A 16,785-nucleotide genomic window follows, 5' to 3' on the forward strand; every position below is an offset into this window, starting at 1 on the left:
AACAGCATATCCATTTTTAATGGAATGTAACCGTTTTCACTAATGTGATCGCACTCACTTATCTTCGACGCATTGCCTCCTATCATGTCGCACACTGATGACCGTTTTCTCTTGGAGGCTGTATGAGCGATACCGTCAAAGTGACACCGGCGGAGAAAAGCCCGACTCATGTCGGCATGACTTTTTTCGTCTGTTTTTTAGCCGCCTTGGCCGGCCTGCTGTTCGGTCTTGATATCGGCGTGATCGCCGGCGCCCTGCCGTTTATTACCGAGACTTTTCAGATCACCAGCTCTCAGCAGGAGTGGGTGGTCAGCTCAATGATGTTTGGCGCCGCCGTCGGCGCCATCGGCAGCGGCTGGATGAACTTCCGGCTGGGGCGCAAATACAGTTTGATGATCGGCGCTATCCTCTTCGTGGCGGGATCGCTGTGTTCTGCGTTCGCCCCCAACGTGGAGGTGTTGATCGTTTCACGTATTCTGCTGGGATTGGCGGTGGGGATCGCTTCTTATACCGCGCCGATTTATCTTTCTGAAATCGCGCCGGAGAAAATCCGTGGCAGCATGATCTCGATGTATCAATTGATGATCACCATCGGCATTCTGGCCGCTTACCTGTCTGATACGGCATTCAGCTATACCGGTGCCTGGCGCTGGATGTTGGGCGTCATCACCATCCCGGCCGGGCTGTTGTTGGTCGGCGTGTTCTTTTTACCTGACAGCCCGCGGTGGTTGGCCTCGCGCAATCGTCATGAGCAGGCGCGTCAGGTGTTGGAGAAGCTGCGCGACAGCAGTGCCCAGGCGCAGTATGAACTGAATGAAATTCGTGAAAGCCTCAAACTGAAGCAAAGCGGTTGGGCGTTGTTCAAAGGCAATAAAAATTTCCGCCGCGCGGTTTTCCTTGGCATTCTTCTTCAGGTGATGCAGCAGTTCACCGGGATGAACGTCACCATGTATTACGCGCCGAAGATTTTCGGTCTGGCGGGCTTCGCCAGTACGGAACAGCAGATGTGGGGCACGGTGATCGTCGGTCTGGTCAACGTGCTGGCCACCTTTATCGCTATTGGGCTGGTAGACCGCTGGGGCCGCAAGCCCACTTTGATCCTTGGGTTTATCGTGATGGCCGTCGGCATGGGGGCGCTGGGAACCATGATGAACATCGGCATGAACTCGGCGGCGGAGCAATATTTCGCCATCGTCATGCTGCTGATGTTTATCGTCGGCTTTGCCATGAGCGCCGGCCCGCTGATTTGGGTGCTGTGCTCAGAGATCCAGCCATTGAAAGGCCGCGATTTCGGCATCACCTGTTCCACCGCCACTAACTGGATCGCCAATATGATCGTGGGGGCGACATTCCTGACCATGCTGAATTCGTTGGGTAGCGCTCACACCTTTTGGGTCTATGCGGGGCTTAACGTGCTGTTTGTTTTCATCACGCTGGCGCTGATCCCGGAAACGAAAAATATTTCTCTGGAACAGATTGAACGCAATCTGATGGCCGGCAAACCGTTGCGTAACATCGGCTCGCGTTGATCTTTGCGGCAAAAAAAAGGTTCAGCCTGGGCTGAACCTTCTTCTTTTCGGCGGTATAAACCGTTAAGCCAGCTTCTGCTGTGCCCAGGCCAGCCCGCTTTGGTATTCACCCGGCAGTAGCGGTGCCAGCGCCTGCAGCGCCTGGCGCAGATCGGCGGCGCTCGGGTCGTTCAGATTGAGGTGGCCGACCTTGCGGCCCGGGCGCACCTCTTTCTCATACCAGTGCAGATGCACCAGCGGCAGCGACAGCCACTGTTCGTTGACGGCGGTGCCGATCAGGTTGACCATCACCGACGGCGTGCTCACCACCGGCTGCGGCAGCGGCAGGCCGAGAATCGCGCGCAGGTGCAATTCGAACTGGCTGATGGACGCGCCGTTTTGCGTCCAGTGGCCGCTGTTGTGCACGCGCGGCGCCAGTTCGTTGATCAGCAGCCGATCGCCGACGATAAAGCACTCCATCGCCATCACGCCGACGTAATTCAGCTCGTTCAGGATCGCCGCCAGCATCTGCTCGGCCTGTTGCTGCAGTGCCGGGTTGGGCTGCGGCAGCGCCACGCTGGTGCGCAGGATGCCGTCTTCATGCAGGTTGTGGGTCAGCGGGTAGAATACCGAACGGCCGTCGTGGCCGCGCGCGCCCACCAGCGACACTTCGCCGGAGAAATTGATGCCTTGCTCGACGATGCACTCGCCATAGGCGTCGGCCGGCAGTTCGGCTTCCTGGCCCGGGCGCAAGCGCCATTGGCCGCGGCCGTCATAGCCGCCGACCCGGCGTTTGACGATCGCCAGCTCGCCCAGCGCAGCGAACACCTGCGGCCATTCGGCGGCGCTCGCCAGCAGCTGCCACGGCGCGGTCGCCAGGCCGAGCTGGTCGAGCAGCTGTTTTTGCGTCAGGCGATCCGCCAGACGCGGGAAGATGTCACGGTTGACGAAGGCGCTGTGGGTCGCCAGCTCGCGCGTCAGCGCGGTTTCTGGCCAGCGTTCGATCTCGGCGGTAATGACGCTGTTCTGATACGGCACCGCTTCAGGTTCGGCATCGATGCCGACAGGGTAGACGGCGATGCCCAGCGGTTCGCCGGCCTGGCGCAGCATGCGCCCCAGTTGGCCGTTGCCCAGTACGCAAACCGGCTTCATGCGTCCTCCCGCGGATCGGGGTGGTTCAAGACATCTTCGGTCTGCGCCTGACGCCAGTCCGCCAAACGCTGCGCCAGCGCGGCGTCGTGCAGCGCCAGGATCTGCATCGCCAGCAGCCCGGCGTTGGCGGCGCCGGCTTTGCCGATCGCCAGCGTGCCCACCGGAATGCCGCGCGGCATCTGTACGATGGAGTACAGGCTGTCTACGCCGCTCAGCGCGGCGCTTTGCACCGGCACACCCAGCACCGGCACCAGGGTTTTCGCCGCCAGCATGCCCGGCAGGTGCGCCGCACCGCCGGCGCCGGCGATGATCACGTCAAAGCCGTTGGCGGCAGCCTGCTCGGCGAAGCTGAACAGCTTGTCCGGCGTGCGGTGAGCGGAAACGACTTCGACATGGAAGGGGACATCGAGCTGGGTCAGGACTTCGGCGGCGAACTGCATGGTGGCCCAGTCACTTTTCGATCCCATTACAATTGCGATTTTCGCCCCGGTATTGGCGGCTGAAGCGGCGTTGGCTCCCATGGGTGTAAGGCTCCTGTGATTTTTCTGGCGTCGGCTGAGGGCCGAATGAGGGCGTAGAGCATACCATGAGCGCACGGCGAGGAAAACGGTTGCGTCGCCGGTTTTCACCGTCGAAAGCGCGAATTTTTACTCGCGCGCCAGTGCGGAATTCAGAATGGGAATGAGATCAGCTCGACGGCGTCGGCGCTGACTTTGATCATCGATCCTTCGACGTGCCAGGCACCCAGCACCGCGCGATGGGCTTCGCCGTTGCTCAATGCCAGCCGGTGCACCGCCGGGCGATGGGTATGGCCGTGGATCATCCAGTGCACGTCGTGGCGCAGCATGGTTTGCTCGACCGCCTGCGGGTTGACGTCCATGATGGCGTCCGACTTGTACTGGTTGGATTGCTGGCTGCGGGCGCGCATCTTGGCGGCGATCTTCAGTCGCCAGCGCAGCGGCATCGCGAGGAACAGTTTTTGAATCAGCGGGTTGTGCACTTTACGGCGGAATTGCTGATAGGCTTGATCGTCAGTGCACAGGGTGTCGCCGTGCAGGATCAGGATCCTGCGGCCGTACAGCTCCAGCACTTTTTCTTCCGGCAGCAGCTGCATGCCGCTGGCGCGGGCGAAGCGTTTGCCGAGCAGAAAATCGCGGTTGCCGTGGATGAAATAGCAGGGCACGCCGGCCTGTTGCAACGTTTTCAGCGCCGCGGCGATCTCCGCATGCAGCGGCTCGGGATCGTCGTCGCCGATCCAGGCTTCAAACAGGTCGCCGAGGATGTACAGCGCGTCGGCATGCACCGCTTCGCGCCGTAAAAAACGCAGAAAACCGGCAGTGATTGCCGGTTCCTGTGCGCACAAGTGCAGATCTGCGATGAACAGCGTACTCATGCAGCCGCGATTACTCGCTGACGGTCACGCTATTGATCACGACGTCTTCTACCGGTACGTCCTGGTGCATGCCGCTGCGGCCTGTTTTCACGCCTTTGATCTTGTTGACCACGTCCATGCCTTCAACCACTTCTGCAAACACGCAGTAGCCCCAACCTTGCGCGTTTTCGCCGCGGAAGTTCAGGAAGTCGTTGTCAGCCACGTTGATGAAGAACTGTGCGGTGGCGGAGTGCGGATCGTTGGTACGTGCCATTGCCAGGGTGCCGATGGTGTTTTTCAGACCGTTGTTGGCTTCGTTCTTGATAGTCGCGTTGGTCGCTTTCTGGTTCATGCCCGGCTCGAAACCGCCGCCCTGGATCATGAAGCCGTTGATCACACGGTGGAAGATGGTGTTGTCGTAGAAACCGGCGCGGCAGTAGTTCAGGAAGTTTTCAACGGTAACCGGCGCTTTGTCAGCAAAGGTCTTGATAACGATATCGCCGTGATTGGTGTGGAAAGTAACCATAGTTTTAATCCTAACAAGGTGAAGTGAGACGTCACGTAAAGCGAGTGAACATTCAGACCGCCCTTATAACATATCCGCCCTAGCGAGTCAGCAGCGGCTCAACCGCGCACTGTCTGTGGTAATTGTGTTTATGTTATATTATAACAATTGCGCTGACCGCCGAATTTTGCGCGTTTTCTTCGCGTGAAGCCAGCAAAGCATGGCCTTAACCTTGCAATAGATCAGGCTTCAGGTTTCAATACGCTACCGGGCGGAAACCTGAAGCCCGGTTATCTTTTTTGTTATCACGCACACCACGGAATCTCCCGATGCTAAAGATTTTTAATACCCTGAGTCGTCAAAAAGAGGAATTCAAACCCATTCATGCCGGGAAAGTGGGCATGTACGTGTGCGGGGTAACCATTTATGACCTGTGTCACATCGGCCACGGTCGTACTTTTGTCGCTTTCGACGTGGTGGCGCGTTACCTGCGCTATATCGGCTATTCGCTGAACTACGTGCGCAACGTCACCGACGTAGACGACAAAATCATCCGCCGCGCGGCGGAAAATCATGAGACCTGCGACCAGCTGACCGAACGCATGCTGGCGGAAATGCACGCCGACTTCGACGCGCTGCTGATCGATCGTCCGGATCAAGAGCCGCGCGCGACCCAGCATATCGCCGAGATCATCGAGATCACGCAGCGCTTGATCGATCGCGATCACGCCTATGTGGCCAGCAACGGCGACGTGATGTTCTCCATCGACAGCGATCCGCAGTACGGGCTGCTGTCGCGCCAGGATCTGGATCAGCTGCAGGCCGGCGCGCGCGTGGAAATCGACGACGTGAAGCGCAACCCGATGGACTTCGTGCTGTGGAAAATGTCCAAGCCAGGCGAGCCGAGCTGGCAGTCACCGTGGGGGCCGGGCCGTCCGGGCTGGCATATCGAATGCTCCGCCATGAACTGCAAACAGCTGGGCACCCACTTCGACATCCACGGCGGCGGTTCCGATCTGATGTTCCCGCACCACGAGAACGAGATCGCGCAGTCGAGCTGCGCCCACGACGGCCCGTACGTCAATTACTGGATGCACTCCGGCATGGTGATGATCGACAAAGAGAAGATGTCCAAATCGCTGGATAACTTCTTCACCATCCGCGACGTGCTCGGCCATTACGATGCGGAAACGGTGCGTTACTTCCTGATGTCCGGCCACTATCGCAGCCAGCTGAACTACAGCGAAGAGAACCTCAAGCAGGCGCGCACCGCGCTGGAGCGCCTCTATACCGCGCTGCGCGGCACCGATGCCGACGCCGCACCGGCCGGCGGCGAAGCGTTCGAAGCCCGCTTCCGCGAAGCGATGGACGACGACTTCAATACCCCGGAAGCCTACTCGGCGCTGTTCGATCTGGCGCGCGAGGTTAACCGCCTCAAGGGTGAAGACATGGCGGCGGCCAACGGCATGGCGGCGGAACTGCGCAAGCTGGCGAAAGTGCTCGGCCTGCTGCAGCAGGAGCCGGAGCAGTTCCTGCAAGGGGGCGCTCAGGTTGATGACGGCGAAGTAGCGGAGATTGAAGCGCTGATCAAACAGCGTAACGAAGCGCGTGCCGCCAAAGACTGGGCGCTGGCGGATGCCGCTCGCGATCGGTTAAACGAGATGAACATCGTGCTGGAAGACGGCCCGCAGGGCACCACCTGGCGCCGTAAGTAATCCGGCCGCAGGGAAAAACAAAAAAGGCGCTGAATTCAGCGCCTTTTTCTATGGCAGCGGGTTAGGGTTTAACCATGACCTTGCCGCCGTTGAACTCCACCACCTGATCGGCGACGATCTTGCAGCGCTTGCGGGTTTCGACCTTGCCGTCGACTTTCACCTGCCCTTCAGCGATCACTTCTTTGGCGGCGCCGCCGCTTTCACACCAGCCCTGGAACTTCAGCAGATCGCACAGTTCGACGTGGGGATGATTGTCCAGATTGAAAATTTCCATACTGCCTTACTTATTTAGGTTGAACGTCGTGATATTCCTCGCAGGCCTGCAAGGTATTTTGGATCAGTGTAGCAACGGTCATCGGGCCAACGCCACCCGGCACCGGGGTGATGTAGGCGGCGCGCTCGCTGGCGGCGTCGAAATCGACGTCGCCCACCACTTTACCGCTTTCCAAGCGGTTGATGCCGACGTCCACCACGATGGCGCCCGGTTTGATCCAGTCGCCCGGAATGAAGCCCGGTTTGCCGACCGCCACCACCAGCAGATCGGCGTTTTCGACGTGATGACGCAGATTCTTGGTGAAGCGGTGGGTGACGGTGGTGGTGCAGCCGGCCAGCAGCAGCTCCATGCTCATCGGGCGGCCGACGATGTTGGACGCGCCGACCACCACGGCATTCAGGCCGTAGGTATCGATGTTATAACGCTCCAGCAGGGTAACGATGCCGCGCGGCGTGCACGGGCGCAGCTTAGGCGCGCGCTGGCACAGGCGGCCGACGTTGTACGGGTGGAAGCCGTCGACGTCTTTGTCCGGGTGGATGCGTTCCAGCACCTTGACGTTATCGATACCGGCCGGCAGCGGCAGCTGCACCAGAATGCCGTCGATTTCTGCGTCGGCGTTCAGCTGGTCGATCAACGCCAGCAGCTCGGCTTCACTGGTGGCAGCGGGCAGGTCGTAGGAGCGGGAAAGGAAGCCGACTTCATCGCAGGCGCGGCGCTTGCTGGCGACGTAAATTTGCGAAGCCGGATTCTCGCCGACCAACACAACCGCCAGCCCTGGGGCGCGCTTGCCGGCCGCCAGACGTTGTTTCACTTGCTCAGCCACTTCGTTTCTAACCTGCTGCGCAATCGTTTTACCATCAATAATCTTTGCTGACATCAGTGTGGAAATCCATCAATTAAGAAAAGCGGGGATGCCGCTATTCTGGCAGAAGCTGAGCGCGCTGTCAGGCGCAGAATCACCCTCGCCGCCGTTGCCGACGGCGATTTACGCTTTTTTTATATCGGCCTCAGGATCCCCTACGCCATTTTTACCTGCATTTGCATACGCTGGGGCCATACACAGGGCGAAAGAGGGCAGGATCATGAGAGCGATAACCCGGCTTTATCCGTTGCATCATCAACCTGATCAGCAACCGGCGGAGCCTAAACACGTAGGGGAGACGGTGTTCGATTCTTCACGGCATCCGGCGGGCAGTGCGCAACTCACCGCGCTGCATCAGCTCGGCCAGCACCAGGCAGCGCCGTCGTGGCGGGCGCGCCTGAGCGCGCTGTGGCGGAAGCTGTGCGCATGAACGGCAGCGCATGGGGAGGTTGCGCGCTATTGCTGGCTTGGGCGCCGTGGAGCCAGGCATCCTTAAACAGCGCACGCCCTGACTCCGCATTGGGGGAAAGGGGGGAAGCGACCTGCAATATGCAGGTGGTTGAGCATGCCGATTGGGGGGATATTGCCGCAGTGGTACAGTCTACGCGCCTTTGTCTGCGGCGGGGCGGTGGGCGGCAAGAGGCTGAGCGCACACCAGGCGATACCGCGGTCGGCCTGGCGCACCGTAACATAGCGCGGGCGCTGGCGGAAAAAACGCCATAAAGCGCCGTCGCCGCCGTAACGTCATGAAAAGGCATTGACTCGCTAACCTCTGACCGTATAATCGCAACCCGCAACCACAGGTTGCCGCATCTCAATGCGCCCTTAGCTCAGTTGGATAGAGCAACGGCCTTCTAAGCCGTAGGTCATAGGTTCGAATCCTATAGGGCGTGCCATTACTTCCTTGATTTTCTTCCCCCCGACTTGTTCCCTCAAAAATTCGACTGTGTAATCCATACTCTCGTTGGCTCGCCATTGAGCGCCATGCTATGTTCGTTCGCTAACTTTTAGTCAGTGGCAGAGAGCAACATGCAAAGCTTATTCGTTTACGGCACCCTGGGGCCGGGCAGACCCAACGCGCACATTATGGAAGCCATCGGCGGCAGCTGGGAAGAAGGCAGCGTCGGCGGATCGCTGCTTAACGAAGGCTGGGGCGCCGAGATGGGCTACCCAGGCATCGTGTTGGATAACAGCGGCAATCGGGTGAACGGTTTTCTGTTCCGTTCAGCTAATCTCGTCAACCACTGGCCGACTCTCGATGCGTTCGAAGGTGAGGGGTATGAACGGGTGGCGGTCAGCGTCTCCACCGCCGGCGGCGAAACCGTCGATTCGTTTATCTACATGTTGAAGAAATGAGATGAAGCCGCCTCGCCGAGTGAGTGCGAGGCGCTTGACCCGCCGGCAATTGAACTTTCGTTTATTTTGCCGCGCTACAATAGGCGAAAATTTCCCCATGGAGCCTATCGTGCGCAAATCCAGATTCCTGCTCGTGACCTTGCTGTGCCTGTGCGCCGCCGCCGTGCTGTACGTCATGGCTTACCGGGCGCTGGGGCATTACCTCAGCGATGGCGAGAAAGCCTACCCGGATATCACCGTTGAAATCCGCTGAGAGCCACGCGGCGCCGCGGTGATTGCGTCGACTTTTTCGCACTGATTTACCCGCTATTTACCCGCCGTCGGCAATGATGACGCTGCGTCTCCACACGGTGTGGTTCTCTTGGGCGGAATGCCGTTATGTCACTGCAGCAGGTATCGAATGTTTCTTTGAGCAACAACGGCTTAAAGGGCATCGGTTACAAACATTACGCGTTGGCGATCGTGGCGTTTTCGGCGATCGTGCGATTTATTTCCTTATCAGATCGGTATTTTTGGTGCGATGAAGCCTCCAGCGTACTGACCAGCCGCTATGACGTGGGCGCTTTGCTGTACCACGCTTCTTTCGATGTTCACCCGCCGCTTTATTACCTGTTGCTGCATGGCTGGATGGCGCTGTTTGGCGACGGCATCGTGGCGGCCCGCTCGCTGAGCCTGGTGTTCGGCGTGATGACGGTGGCGTTGGCGATGCGTTTTACCCGTTGGTTGACCAATGAGCGGGCGGCGCTGATAGCGGGGTGGCTGATGGCAATCATGCCGATGGCGGTGCGTTACAGCCAGGAGGCGCGCATGTACGCGCTGATGGGGATGCTGGCGATCGCCGCCGCCATGGCGTTGGCGAAGTGGCTGAAAACGCCGGATAACCACCGTTACCTGGCGCTGTATGCGTTATTGATGACGCTGAGCTTTTATACCCACTACTTCACGATTTTTACGCTGATCGCTCACTGGCTGGTGCTGCTGGCGCTGTCGTGCCGCCGCGAAGGCGTACGTTACATCAAGCAGCCGGCGTGGTGGCTGGCCAATGTGGCGATCGGGGTGGCCTACATTCCCTGGCTGCTGGTGCTGTTCAATCTGCTGGCGCATATCGCCGAGCTGCGGGTCGGCGGCGACGTCGGTTGGATCCCTCAGGTTTCCTGGGGCGATCTGCCGGCGATGTATTGGCGTTTTCTCACTGGGCATGATGGCAGCAATTATCCGACGGTCATTCTCTGGCTGCTGCCGGCGATGTTTATCGCCTTATGTTCATTGCTACTGTGGCGGCGGGAGACGCCGAGAACATTCTCGCTGCTGCTGCTCGGCGGCATTCTGATCCCGGTGACGTTGGTATTCGCCATTTCCTGGCGCTCGCCGCTGTTTGTCGATCGCTACCTCTATTCGGCCGCGCTGGGCATTCCGCTGGTGTTGGGCGTGCTGATCGCCGGCACGAAAAGCCGGGTGCGCGATTTCTTTGCTGCTGTTCTTCAGTTTGCTGTTCGGCTGCGGCGTGCGTAACGATTACCCGGTCGAGAAAGATGAGTTCAAAGTGATGGTGCACTACATCAACAGTCTCTATCAGCCTAACGATGCAGTGGTGGTCAGCAACATGTTCAACTACCTGAGCTATGTGTATTACAACAAGCAGGGCTATCGCGCCCTGTTGTATACCCCGGCCAGGCCCAACGGCATTTCGGGCAAGCCCAATGCCTATGGTTTCGGCACCTTTTTCCACGATCGGGCGGCGCAGACTTACGTCGATAATCTCAGCGCGTTAGCGAAAGGCCATCGCCGGGTCTGGCTGGTCAGCGGCGGCGATTTCAATCAGGACTTCGGCCGTTCGCCGCCCGGGTGGGTCAATACCGGCACCTTCAAGAGCGGCGGCTTTGAGTCGCGCCTGTTCGTGGTGCGTTGAGCAAAATGTCATATTTCCCATTCGGCGTTACATCTGGCCGAGCAAACTTACGCGGGGATGACAGTTCTATACATTGGGATTGGTACTGTAGCTCTACCCGATGATGTTGTGTGTTATCCATTCCCTGTAGTGTATTACCCCATCCCTGTTAAGTTTATCCCGCCTTGTGCGGGATTTTTTTTATCTGCGCATACCCGGCGGTGCGTAACGCGATTTTTTTGAATATCACCGTCAGTTTTATTCGGTATTCAGCCGCTGCGCGCTTGATTAGATTGAACGCGAGAGGGGGCGCCGTCGGTGCCTTTGTGCAATGAGTGGAGAATTTCTATGGCGAAGACAGTAGTGGTGTTTCATTCCGGCTACGGCCATACCGAGCGTTTGGCGAAAGTCGTGGCGGAAGGTGCGGGGGCGGAACTGATCGCCATCGATCAGAACGGTGACATCAGCGACGAAGCCTGGCAGACGTTGGATGAGGCGGACGCCATCATCTTTGGCTCGCCGACCTATATGGGCGGCCCATCCTGGCAGTTCAAGAAATTCGCCGACGCGAGCTCCAAAGCCTGGTTCGGCCGCAAGTGGCAGGACAAAGTGTTCGGCGGCTTTACCAACAGCGCCAGCCTGAACGGCGATAAGCAGGTCACGTTGATCGCACTGCAGACGCTGGCTTCGCAACATGGCGGCCTGTGGGTCAGTCTGGGGCTGCTGCCGGCCAACACCAAATCGGCGCAGCGTACCGACGTCAATAACCTGGGCGGTTCGGTGGGGCTGCTGGTGCAGACCCCGGCGGATGCCGGCGTGGATGAGATGTTGTCGGGCGATCTGGCGACCGCCAAGCTCTATGGCCAGCGCGTAGCGGGCTTTGCCGCCAAACTGGCGTAAGGCCTTACCGTGTAGATGGGGTGGCGGTGCGGTTGAACGGATGCCGCGTTCATTTTCTCTGCACAATTGGCGTGTAGGCTGCGAAATGTTATTAGCCTGCTTGGGCTAACACTGCATTTCGTACAAATATTCCCGGTTCCTAGGCCGGGTTTTTTGTTGCTAAGGTCTGCTTAAGCTTTCACCGCTATACTGCGTGGCAACACGGGCATGCAAGGCATGGCCGTGTTGTAACTGTCGATTTGCTGTTGTTCAAGCAAGCCCGCTTCATGCGGGCTTTTTTTGAGTTGTTATTGCACGGGCGGCCCAGTTGCAGGAAAATAATCGCGCAGTTATTCAAACATCATTCAACGACCAATAACCACAAGCTTATTAATGTAATTGACGCCGTCGGCGACCTATTACGCTATGCGCTATGCTGACAGCAGAGTAGCCATTATTTGCTGACGCTACGCGGGTGTGCCCGCCGCAGCCGAACGGGGCTAAGAAAAGTCTGTTAATTAAATGTTAACGTTTTTTATTATTGATTTGTCTGGCTTTTTTGGTTGAAATCCGGGTTGACTATCCCTCACTGGCCGGGCGAGAGAGTATGCACATTATTATTCTGGTTATTAGCAAAATATGGGCAAGGCGATGAACGCCAGAATAAACGCCAGGCATGGCCTGCCGCTAACGGTTCAGCTGATCAATCTTTTCATGCTGGCTTTTTTGCTTTCCCTGGTGGGTATTCTTAGCCGGCCGATTGGCTCGCTTTCCTTATTTTGGCCAGTGAATGCGATTCTGCTCGGTTTGCTGCTGCGCAAACCCATTTACGGCACGCCGCTCGGCTGGCTTACCACCTATCTGGGCATGGTCGCCGCCGATCTCAGCACCGGCGAAGGTTGGTCTCTGGCGCTGTGGCTGAACGCCTGCAACATGTCGCTGATCGCCGTCGGTTACGGCATCATGCTGATGCTGCCACAATCTCAACGGCGCATGGGCAAGCCCCAGGCGATACTCTATATGTTCAGCGCCAGTTTGGCCGGCGCGGCGGTGGCGTCGACGCTGTCGGTGCTGCGTAATGATAGCCTCTATAACAACACGGTGGTGATCGCCTGGCTGGCTTGGTTCAGTGAGCAATTCTCGACGACCTTGCTGCTGTTGCCGGTGCTGATGGCGGCGCCGCGGCTGAAGCAACTGCTGCGCATGCAGGTACGTTGGCGCCTGAAAGGCTGCCTGCCGTTGCTGGCGTTGCTGCTGTCGCTGGCGTTCAGCGTCTATATCGGCGGGCCGGGAGCCATCGCCTTCCCGATCCCGGCGCTGCTGTGGTGCGCGGTACGCTACCCGCTGTTCCCCGTGACGTTGCTGACGCTGTTGACCGGCATGACCGAGATCAGCAGCATTTCTGCCAACCTGGTGCTTTATGAAACGCCGAACAACCACAACGCCTTCCTCGATACCCTGATGTCCGCCCGATTGGGCATCGCCATGCTGGTGATGGGGCCGCTGATCCTCGCCAGCTCCATCGCCGCCAACCGCAAGCTGATGCGACGTCTGGAGCACAGTGCCAACCACGATTTTCTGACCGGGGTGCTGGCGCGCAGCGCGATGACCCGCAAAGCGGGCGAGTTGCTGGAGCATAAACACCGTTCCAAAGAGGCGGTGTCGTTGCTGCTGATCGACATTGATCATTTCAAGCAGATCAACGATACGCACGGCCACAGCGCCGGCGATCAGGTTTTGGCGTCGTTCGCGCACATCGTGCGGCGCGAGCTGCGTCACGATCAGCTGTTCGGCCGCTTGGGCGGGGAAGAGTTTGCTATCATGCTGCCGCGCGCGCTGGCGGCGCAGGGCGTGGCGCTGGGGGAACATTTGCGCCGGCTGGTGGAGCAGACGGAGCTGCAGGCGGAAGGCAAGCAGACGTTGAAAATCACCATCAGCGTCGGCGTTGCCAGCCTGGCGATGAATGAGGTGAAATCGTTGGAACAGCTGATGAATATGGCGGATATCGCGCTGTATCGCGCCAAATCGCAGGGGCGTAATCGGGTGGAGTCGTTCAACGTGATCAACGGCAACAGCGTCGAGCATATCCTGTTCCGTTAACCGTTTTCAGCCTTGCCTGGGCTCGAAGCGGGTTTCGCAATTAGGGCAAATCAGTATCACATCTTGCAGCATTGCTGCGCATTTTTGCCGGGTAACATAGCCGCATTTAGGGCAGACGATTTGGGTGGAGCGGTTGATAAAACCTTTGACGCTACTGGAATCGGACATATCAATGGCCTGTGTCAGGTGAAAACTCACGCTAACACAGGCAACGACACATTTCGTTGGTTATTTTCCGTACGCAGATACTTACAGGCTTTTCAGCGCCTTGATGGTTTCATCCATATCGATCTCGTGCTCGGAGAAGGTATGGGTGGTGTTCTGGAAGGTGGTAATAGTCAGCATGCGCAGCGTTTGCATGGTCTGCGCCTGATCTTCGGACTGTGGGCGAATGCGGTTCATCAGCAGGCCGACCGACAGCACGGTGTTCTCTTTATCCACGTCGGCTTTGACCGGCACTTCCTTGGTGAAGGTATTAAAAGACTTGATGCTGGTGATCTTGATTCTTTCATTGGCGATGATGATGTATTTGCTGGGCGCCAACACTTTTACCGCATAAGCCGACGGGCCTTTGGTGTTGTTGGTTGGCTCGAAGGTGACCGCCGCGTTTTTCTTAATCAGCTCCGGGTTCTGCACTTTAATCACGTGAAAATAACGATTTTCTCCGTTCTCGTCGGTAATAAAGCCGAAGCCTTTGTCTTCAAAAAAAGTCGTTATCTTGCCGTTCATCGCTATTCTCACAAAAGGGTTCAATACAGCGCTTATGATAGCGCGGAATGCCTTGCAGCGACAGATTGCGCGGGCGGCATTTAGTCATGCGATAACGGCATTTAGCGGCTTTCCCACCACATGCTATGTTCATGCTGACTTCATTCAATGCGAAAAAGGAATATCGATGGGCATTAAACGTCTCAATCACGCCGTGCTGTATGTCAGCGACGTGCGGCAGAGCGCCGACTTTTATCATCAGGTGTTGGGGTTCAAGCTCAAGCCGTCCGACAGCCCCGATCGGGCGGTGTTTACCCAGGCCGCCGATTCGGACAACGATCACGATTTGGCGCTGTTCAGCAAGAACCTGGGTCAGCAGCGCGCGGGGGTCTTTCGCGCCAACAACGAGCCGCCGGCGGAGCATGAGCCACCGGCCGGGCTGTACCATCTGGCCTGGGAAGTCGACAGCCTGGAAGAGCTGGAGCGTATTCGTCACCAGCTGGCCGAACGCGGCATTCTCGGGCTGGAAGAGGATCATGGCGTGCACAAAAGTATTTACGGCCACGATCCGGACGGGCTGCTGTTCGAGGTGACCTGGTTTATTCCCCCGGCGCTGTTGACCGACGAGGACAAAAACCAGCAGGGGATCCGCCCGCTGGATTTTGCCGCCGAAAAACGGCGTTTCGCCGGCCGGTAAGCGGCTCGGGTACGGGGCGCCGCAGCGCCCCGACGATCACAGCACTTTGTTGAGGAAATTGACGGTGCGCGGGTGCTGCGGCTGAGCCAACACTTGCCTGGCGTCGCCCTGTTCGACGATCTGCCCGTCGACCATAAACACCACCCGATCCGCCGCTTCGCGCGCAAAGCCGATTTCATGCGTGACCACCACCAGCGTGACGCCCAGATCCGCCAACCCCTTAATCACGTCCAGCACTTCGCCGACCAGCTCGGGATCGAGCGCGGAGGTCGGTTCATCGAACAGGATCACCTTCGGGTTCAGCGCCAGCGCGCGCGCGATGGCGATGCGTTGCTGTTGGCCGCCGGAGAGGTGGCGCGGGTAGGCGTCCGCCTTGTGGCGCAGCCCGACGGTATCCAGCAGCTCATAGGCTACCGTCTTCGCCCGCTCGCGGGAGTGAATTTTGTGCACCACCGGCGCTTCGATGATGTTTTCCAGCACCGTCAGGTGCGGGAACAGGTTGAAATTTTGGAACACATAGCCGACGTTGATGCGTTGCCGGAGGATGGCCTTTTCCTTCAGCTCATACAGCCGGTTGCCCTTGCGGCGGTAGCCGACGTAGTCGCCGTCGATGCGGATAAAGCCTTCGTCCACGCGCTCCAGGTGGTTGATCGCCCGCAGCAGCGTCGATTTTCCGGAGCCGGAAGGGCCGAGGATCACGGTGACGGTGCCCGGCTGCAGCGTCAGGCTGACGTCGTCCAGCGCCTTGTGTTTGCCGAAGAATTTGCTGACGTTGCTGATTTCGATCAGACCGCGTGCCGGCACCGGGGTGAGATTGCGTACCGGCTGCTCGGGCAAGGCGTAATAATCAATGGCTTCAGACATGCGGGTCTCCTAACGTTTTAGCCAGCCGGCCAGTTTCTGCCAGGGCGTCGGCGGCAGTTCGCGTACCGCGCCCCGGGCGAAATAGCGCTCGATGTAGTATTGGATCACCGACAGCGCGGTGGTGATGAACAGATACCAGAGGGTGGCGACCATCAGCAGCGGTATCACCTGCTGGGTGCGGTTATAGATAACCTGAATGGTGTAAAACAGCTCCGGCAGCGCCAGCACATAAACGATTGAGGTGCCTTTCGCCAGGCTGATGATCTCGTTGAAGCCGGTCGGAATAATGGAGCGCAGCGCCTGCGGCAGAATGATGCGGAAGGTGCGGCGATAGCCCGGCAGGCCCAGCGCCGCCGCCGCTTCGTGCTGGCCGTAATCCACGCCCAAAATGCCGCCGCGGATGATCTCGGCGGTGTAGGCAGACTGCACCAGCGTCAGGCCCATCACCGCCACGGCGAACTGGCCGAGAATGTCGATGGTGGGAAAGCTGGCGAACACCACGGAGGTGAAAGGAATGCCCAGCGAGATGGCGTCGTACAGGTAGGAAAAGTTGTACAGGATGATCAGCACCAGGATCAGCGGCAGCGAGCGAAACAGCCAGATATAGCCCCAGGCCAGCGACGCCAGCAGGTAGGAGCGCGACAGCCGCGCCAGCGCCAGCAGGGTGCCGAACAGGATGCTGAACAGCGTGCCGAGCAGCGTCAGCAGCAGGGTTTGCCCCAGCCCCGCCAGCACCGCCGGCGCGAAGAACCACTCGGCGAACACGCCCCATTCCCAGCGCGCGTTGCCCGCCACCGATTGCACGATGGCGGCCAGAATAAACAGCGAAAACAGCGCGCCGATCAGCCGCAGCGGATAGCGGGCGGGCACGACTTTCAAGACTTCTTGTTTGGACATGTCATGTC

The 16,785-nt window shown here is 58.6% G+C and carries 19 protein-coding genes, 1 tRNA gene and 1 pseudogene; 11 read left to right on the forward strand and 10 right to left on the reverse strand.

Features of this window, described 5'->3' with window-relative positions; all coding sequences use genetic code 11:
- The first annotated feature begins 122 nt into the window (after positions 1-122).
- The gene (locus tag QMZ29_RS16160; protein WP_261425473.1) at positions 123-1,529 is read left to right on the forward strand and encodes a sugar porter family MFS transporter; all 1,407 of its coding nucleotides are present in this window, start codon (positions 123-125) and stop codon (positions 1,527-1,529) included.
- Positions 1,530-1,592: 63 nt separating this feature from the next.
- Here QMZ29_RS16160 and purK read toward each other — a convergent pair whose 3' ends face one another.
- The 4 genes from purK to ppiB form a co-directional block, all read right to left on the reverse strand.
- Positions 1,593-2,660, reverse strand: coding sequence for a 5-(carboxyamino)imidazole ribonucleotide synthase (gene purK, locus QMZ29_RS16165; protein WP_004940189.1), 1,068 nt, complete (start codon positions 2,658-2,660; stop codon positions 1,593-1,595).
- Complete coding sequence (gene purE, locus QMZ29_RS16170; RefSeq protein WP_016928802.1) at positions 2,657-3,181, reverse strand: 5-(carboxyamino)imidazole ribonucleotide mutase; 525 nt, start codon at positions 3,179-3,181, stop codon at positions 2,657-2,659. Before purE ends, purK begins: the two co-directional genes overlap by 4 nt.
- A gap of 149 nt (positions 3,182-3,330) precedes the next feature.
- Entirely contained in the window at positions 3,331-4,053 is a 723-nt protein-coding gene (locus tag QMZ29_RS16175; RefSeq protein ID WP_043135719.1) for a UDP-2,3-diacylglucosamine diphosphatase, read from the reverse strand.
- Positions 4,054-4,063: 10 nt separating this feature from the next.
- On the reverse strand, positions 4,064-4,558 hold the full coding sequence (gene ppiB, locus QMZ29_RS16180; protein WP_025301816.1) for a peptidylprolyl isomerase B: 495 nt from the start codon (positions 4,556-4,558) through the stop codon (positions 4,064-4,066).
- Positions 4,559-4,866: 308 nt separating this feature from the next.
- On the opposite strand from ppiB, the gene cysS reads away from it, so the two are divergent.
- Positions 4,867-6,252: a cysteine--tRNA ligase gene (gene cysS, locus QMZ29_RS16185; protein ID WP_261425472.1), complete on the forward strand. Its 1,386-nt coding sequence runs from the start codon at positions 4,867-4,869 to the stop codon at positions 6,250-6,252.
- 61 nt (positions 6,253-6,313) lie between these two features.
- On the opposite strand, the gene ybcJ is transcribed toward cysS, so the two are convergent.
- Together ybcJ and folD are read right to left on the reverse strand one after the other, a co-directional pair.
- Entirely contained in the window at positions 6,314-6,526 is a 213-nt protein-coding gene (gene ybcJ, locus QMZ29_RS16190) for a ribosome-associated protein YbcJ (protein ID WP_033637394.1), read from the reverse strand.
- A gap of 10 nt (positions 6,527-6,536) precedes the next feature.
- Positions 6,537-7,403, reverse strand: a complete 867-nt coding sequence (gene folD / locus QMZ29_RS16195) for a bifunctional methylenetetrahydrofolate dehydrogenase/methenyltetrahydrofolate cyclohydrolase FolD (RefSeq protein ID WP_016928798.1) — start codon at positions 7,401-7,403, stop codon at positions 6,537-6,539.
- Positions 7,404-7,608: 205 nt separating this feature from the next.
- On the opposite strand from folD, the gene QMZ29_RS16200 reads away from it, so the two are divergent.
- From QMZ29_RS16200 to QMZ29_RS16240, 8 genes and pseudogenes are all read left to right on the forward strand, one after another.
- Positions 7,609-7,818: a hypothetical protein gene (locus QMZ29_RS16200; protein WP_025301819.1), complete on the forward strand. Its 210-nt coding sequence runs from the start codon at positions 7,609-7,611 to the stop codon at positions 7,816-7,818.
- Positions 7,815-8,111 (forward strand): hypothetical protein, encoded by a 297-nt coding sequence (locus QMZ29_RS16205; protein ID WP_043135724.1) that lies wholly within the window; start codon positions 7,815-7,817, stop codon positions 8,109-8,111. The genes QMZ29_RS16200 and QMZ29_RS16205 overlap by 4 nt, the downstream gene beginning before the upstream one ends.
- A gap of 96 nt (positions 8,112-8,207) precedes the next feature.
- Positions 8,208-8,284, forward strand: a tRNA-Arg gene (locus tag QMZ29_RS16210).
- A 133-nt stretch (positions 8,285-8,417) separates the two neighbouring features.
- Complete coding sequence (locus tag QMZ29_RS16215) at positions 8,418-8,744, forward strand: gamma-glutamylcyclotransferase family protein (RefSeq protein ID WP_049206185.1); 327 nt, start codon at positions 8,418-8,420, stop codon at positions 8,742-8,744.
- A gap of 109 nt (positions 8,745-8,853) precedes the next feature.
- Positions 8,854-8,997: a hypothetical protein gene (locus tag QMZ29_RS16220; protein WP_162846218.1), complete on the forward strand. Its 144-nt coding sequence runs from the start codon at positions 8,854-8,856 to the stop codon at positions 8,995-8,997.
- A 125-nt stretch (positions 8,998-9,122) separates the two neighbouring features.
- Positions 9,123-10,653: pseudogene (locus QMZ29_RS16225) on the forward strand (glycosyltransferase family 39 protein).
- A 327-nt stretch (positions 10,654-10,980) separates the two neighbouring features.
- Positions 10,981-11,532, forward strand: coding sequence for a flavodoxin family protein (locus QMZ29_RS16235; RefSeq protein WP_004940045.1), 552 nt, complete (start codon positions 10,981-10,983; stop codon positions 11,530-11,532).
- A gap of 630 nt (positions 11,533-12,162) precedes the next feature.
- Positions 12,163-13,611, forward strand: coding sequence for a GGDEF domain-containing protein (locus tag QMZ29_RS16240; protein WP_038628979.1), 1,449 nt, complete (start codon positions 12,163-12,165; stop codon positions 13,609-13,611).
- 6 nt (positions 13,612-13,617) lie between these two features.
- Here QMZ29_RS16240 and QMZ29_RS16245 read toward each other — a convergent pair whose 3' ends face one another.
- Complete coding sequence (locus tag QMZ29_RS16245; protein WP_015376921.1) at positions 13,618-13,779, reverse strand: YnfU family zinc-binding protein; 162 nt, start codon at positions 13,777-13,779, stop codon at positions 13,618-13,620.
- Positions 13,780-13,860: 81 nt separating this feature from the next.
- Positions 13,861-14,340: a cold-shock protein gene (locus QMZ29_RS16250; RefSeq protein WP_025301823.1), complete on the reverse strand. Its 480-nt coding sequence runs from the start codon at positions 14,338-14,340 to the stop codon at positions 13,861-13,863.
- A 166-nt stretch (positions 14,341-14,506) separates the two neighbouring features.
- Between QMZ29_RS16250 and QMZ29_RS16255 the strand changes: the two genes are divergently transcribed.
- Positions 14,507-15,016, forward strand: coding sequence for a VOC family protein (locus QMZ29_RS16255; RefSeq protein ID WP_038877409.1), 510 nt, complete (start codon positions 14,507-14,509; stop codon positions 15,014-15,016).
- A gap of 36 nt (positions 15,017-15,052) precedes the next feature.
- Here the strand turns inward: QMZ29_RS16255 and QMZ29_RS16260 are convergent, their stop codons facing one another.
- Together QMZ29_RS16260 and QMZ29_RS16265 are read right to left on the reverse strand one after the other, a co-directional pair.
- Entirely contained in the window at positions 15,053-15,880 is an 828-nt protein-coding gene (locus tag QMZ29_RS16260; protein WP_261425462.1) for an amino acid ABC transporter ATP-binding protein, read from the reverse strand.
- 9 nt (positions 15,881-15,889) lie between these two features.
- On the reverse strand, positions 15,890-16,777 hold the full coding sequence (locus tag QMZ29_RS16265) for an amino acid ABC transporter permease (RefSeq protein WP_261425461.1): 888 nt from the start codon (positions 16,775-16,777) through the stop codon (positions 15,890-15,892).
- Between the last annotated feature and the right edge of the window lie 8 nt (positions 16,778-16,785).

Origin of the sequence: Serratia sp. PF-27 (assembly GCF_030053255.1) — a bacterium.
In the GTDB taxonomy this organism is placed as follows: Bacteria; Pseudomonadota; Gammaproteobacteria; order Enterobacterales; family Enterobacteriaceae; genus Serratia; species Serratia bockelmannii.

Bases quoted from the DNA above. Each gene is read 5' to 3' on its own strand.
- QMZ29_RS16160 (WP_261425473.1), top strand. From the start codon at position 123: ATGAGCGATACCGTCAAAGTGACACCGGCGGAGAAAAGCCCGACTCAT.
- purK (WP_004940189.1), bottom strand. From the start codon at position 2,660: ATGAAGCCGGTTTGCGTACTGGGCAACGGCCAACTGGGGCGCATGCTG.
- purE (WP_016928802.1), bottom strand. From the start codon at position 3,181: ATGGGAGCCAACGCCGCTTCAGCCGCCAATACCGGGGCGAAAATCGCA.
- QMZ29_RS16175 (WP_043135719.1), bottom strand. From the start codon at position 4,053: ATGAGTACGCTGTTCATCGCAGATCTGCACTTGTGCGCACAGGAACCG.
- ppiB (WP_025301816.1), bottom strand. From the start codon at position 4,558: ATGGTTACTTTCCACACCAATCACGGCGATATCGTTATCAAGACCTTT.
- cysS (WP_261425472.1), top strand. From the start codon at position 4,867: ATGCTAAAGATTTTTAATACCCTGAGTCGTCAAAAAGAGGAATTCAAA.
- ybcJ (WP_033637394.1), bottom strand. From the start codon at position 6,526: ATGGAAATTTTCAATCTGGACAATCATCCCCACGTCGAACTGTGCGAT.
- folD (WP_016928798.1), bottom strand. From the start codon at position 7,403: ATGTCAGCAAAGATTATTGATGGTAAAACGATTGCGCAGCAGGTTAGA.
- QMZ29_RS16200 (WP_025301819.1), top strand. From the start codon at position 7,609: ATGAGAGCGATAACCCGGCTTTATCCGTTGCATCATCAACCTGATCAG.
- QMZ29_RS16205 (WP_043135724.1), top strand. From the start codon at position 7,815: ATGAACGGCAGCGCATGGGGAGGTTGCGCGCTATTGCTGGCTTGGGCG.
- QMZ29_RS16215 (WP_049206185.1), top strand. From the start codon at position 8,418: ATGCAAAGCTTATTCGTTTACGGCACCCTGGGGCCGGGCAGACCCAAC.
- QMZ29_RS16235 (WP_004940045.1), top strand. From the start codon at position 10,981: ATGGCGAAGACAGTAGTGGTGTTTCATTCCGGCTACGGCCATACCGAG.
- QMZ29_RS16240 (WP_038628979.1), top strand. From the start codon at position 12,163: ATGAACGCCAGAATAAACGCCAGGCATGGCCTGCCGCTAACGGTTCAG.
- QMZ29_RS16245 (WP_015376921.1), bottom strand. From the start codon at position 13,779: ATGTCCGATTCCAGTAGCGTCAAAGGTTTTATCAACCGCTCCACCCAA.
- QMZ29_RS16250 (WP_025301823.1), bottom strand. From the start codon at position 14,340: ATGAACGGCAAGATAACGACTTTTTTTGAAGACAAAGGCTTCGGCTTT.
- QMZ29_RS16255 (WP_038877409.1), top strand. From the start codon at position 14,507: ATGGGCATTAAACGTCTCAATCACGCCGTGCTGTATGTCAGCGACGTG.
- QMZ29_RS16260 (WP_261425462.1), bottom strand. From the start codon at position 15,880: ATGTCTGAAGCCATTGATTATTACGCCTTGCCCGAGCAGCCGGTACGC.
- QMZ29_RS16265 (WP_261425461.1), bottom strand. From the start codon at position 16,777: ATGTCCAAACAAGAAGTCTTGAAAGTCGTGCCCGCCCGCTATCCGCTG.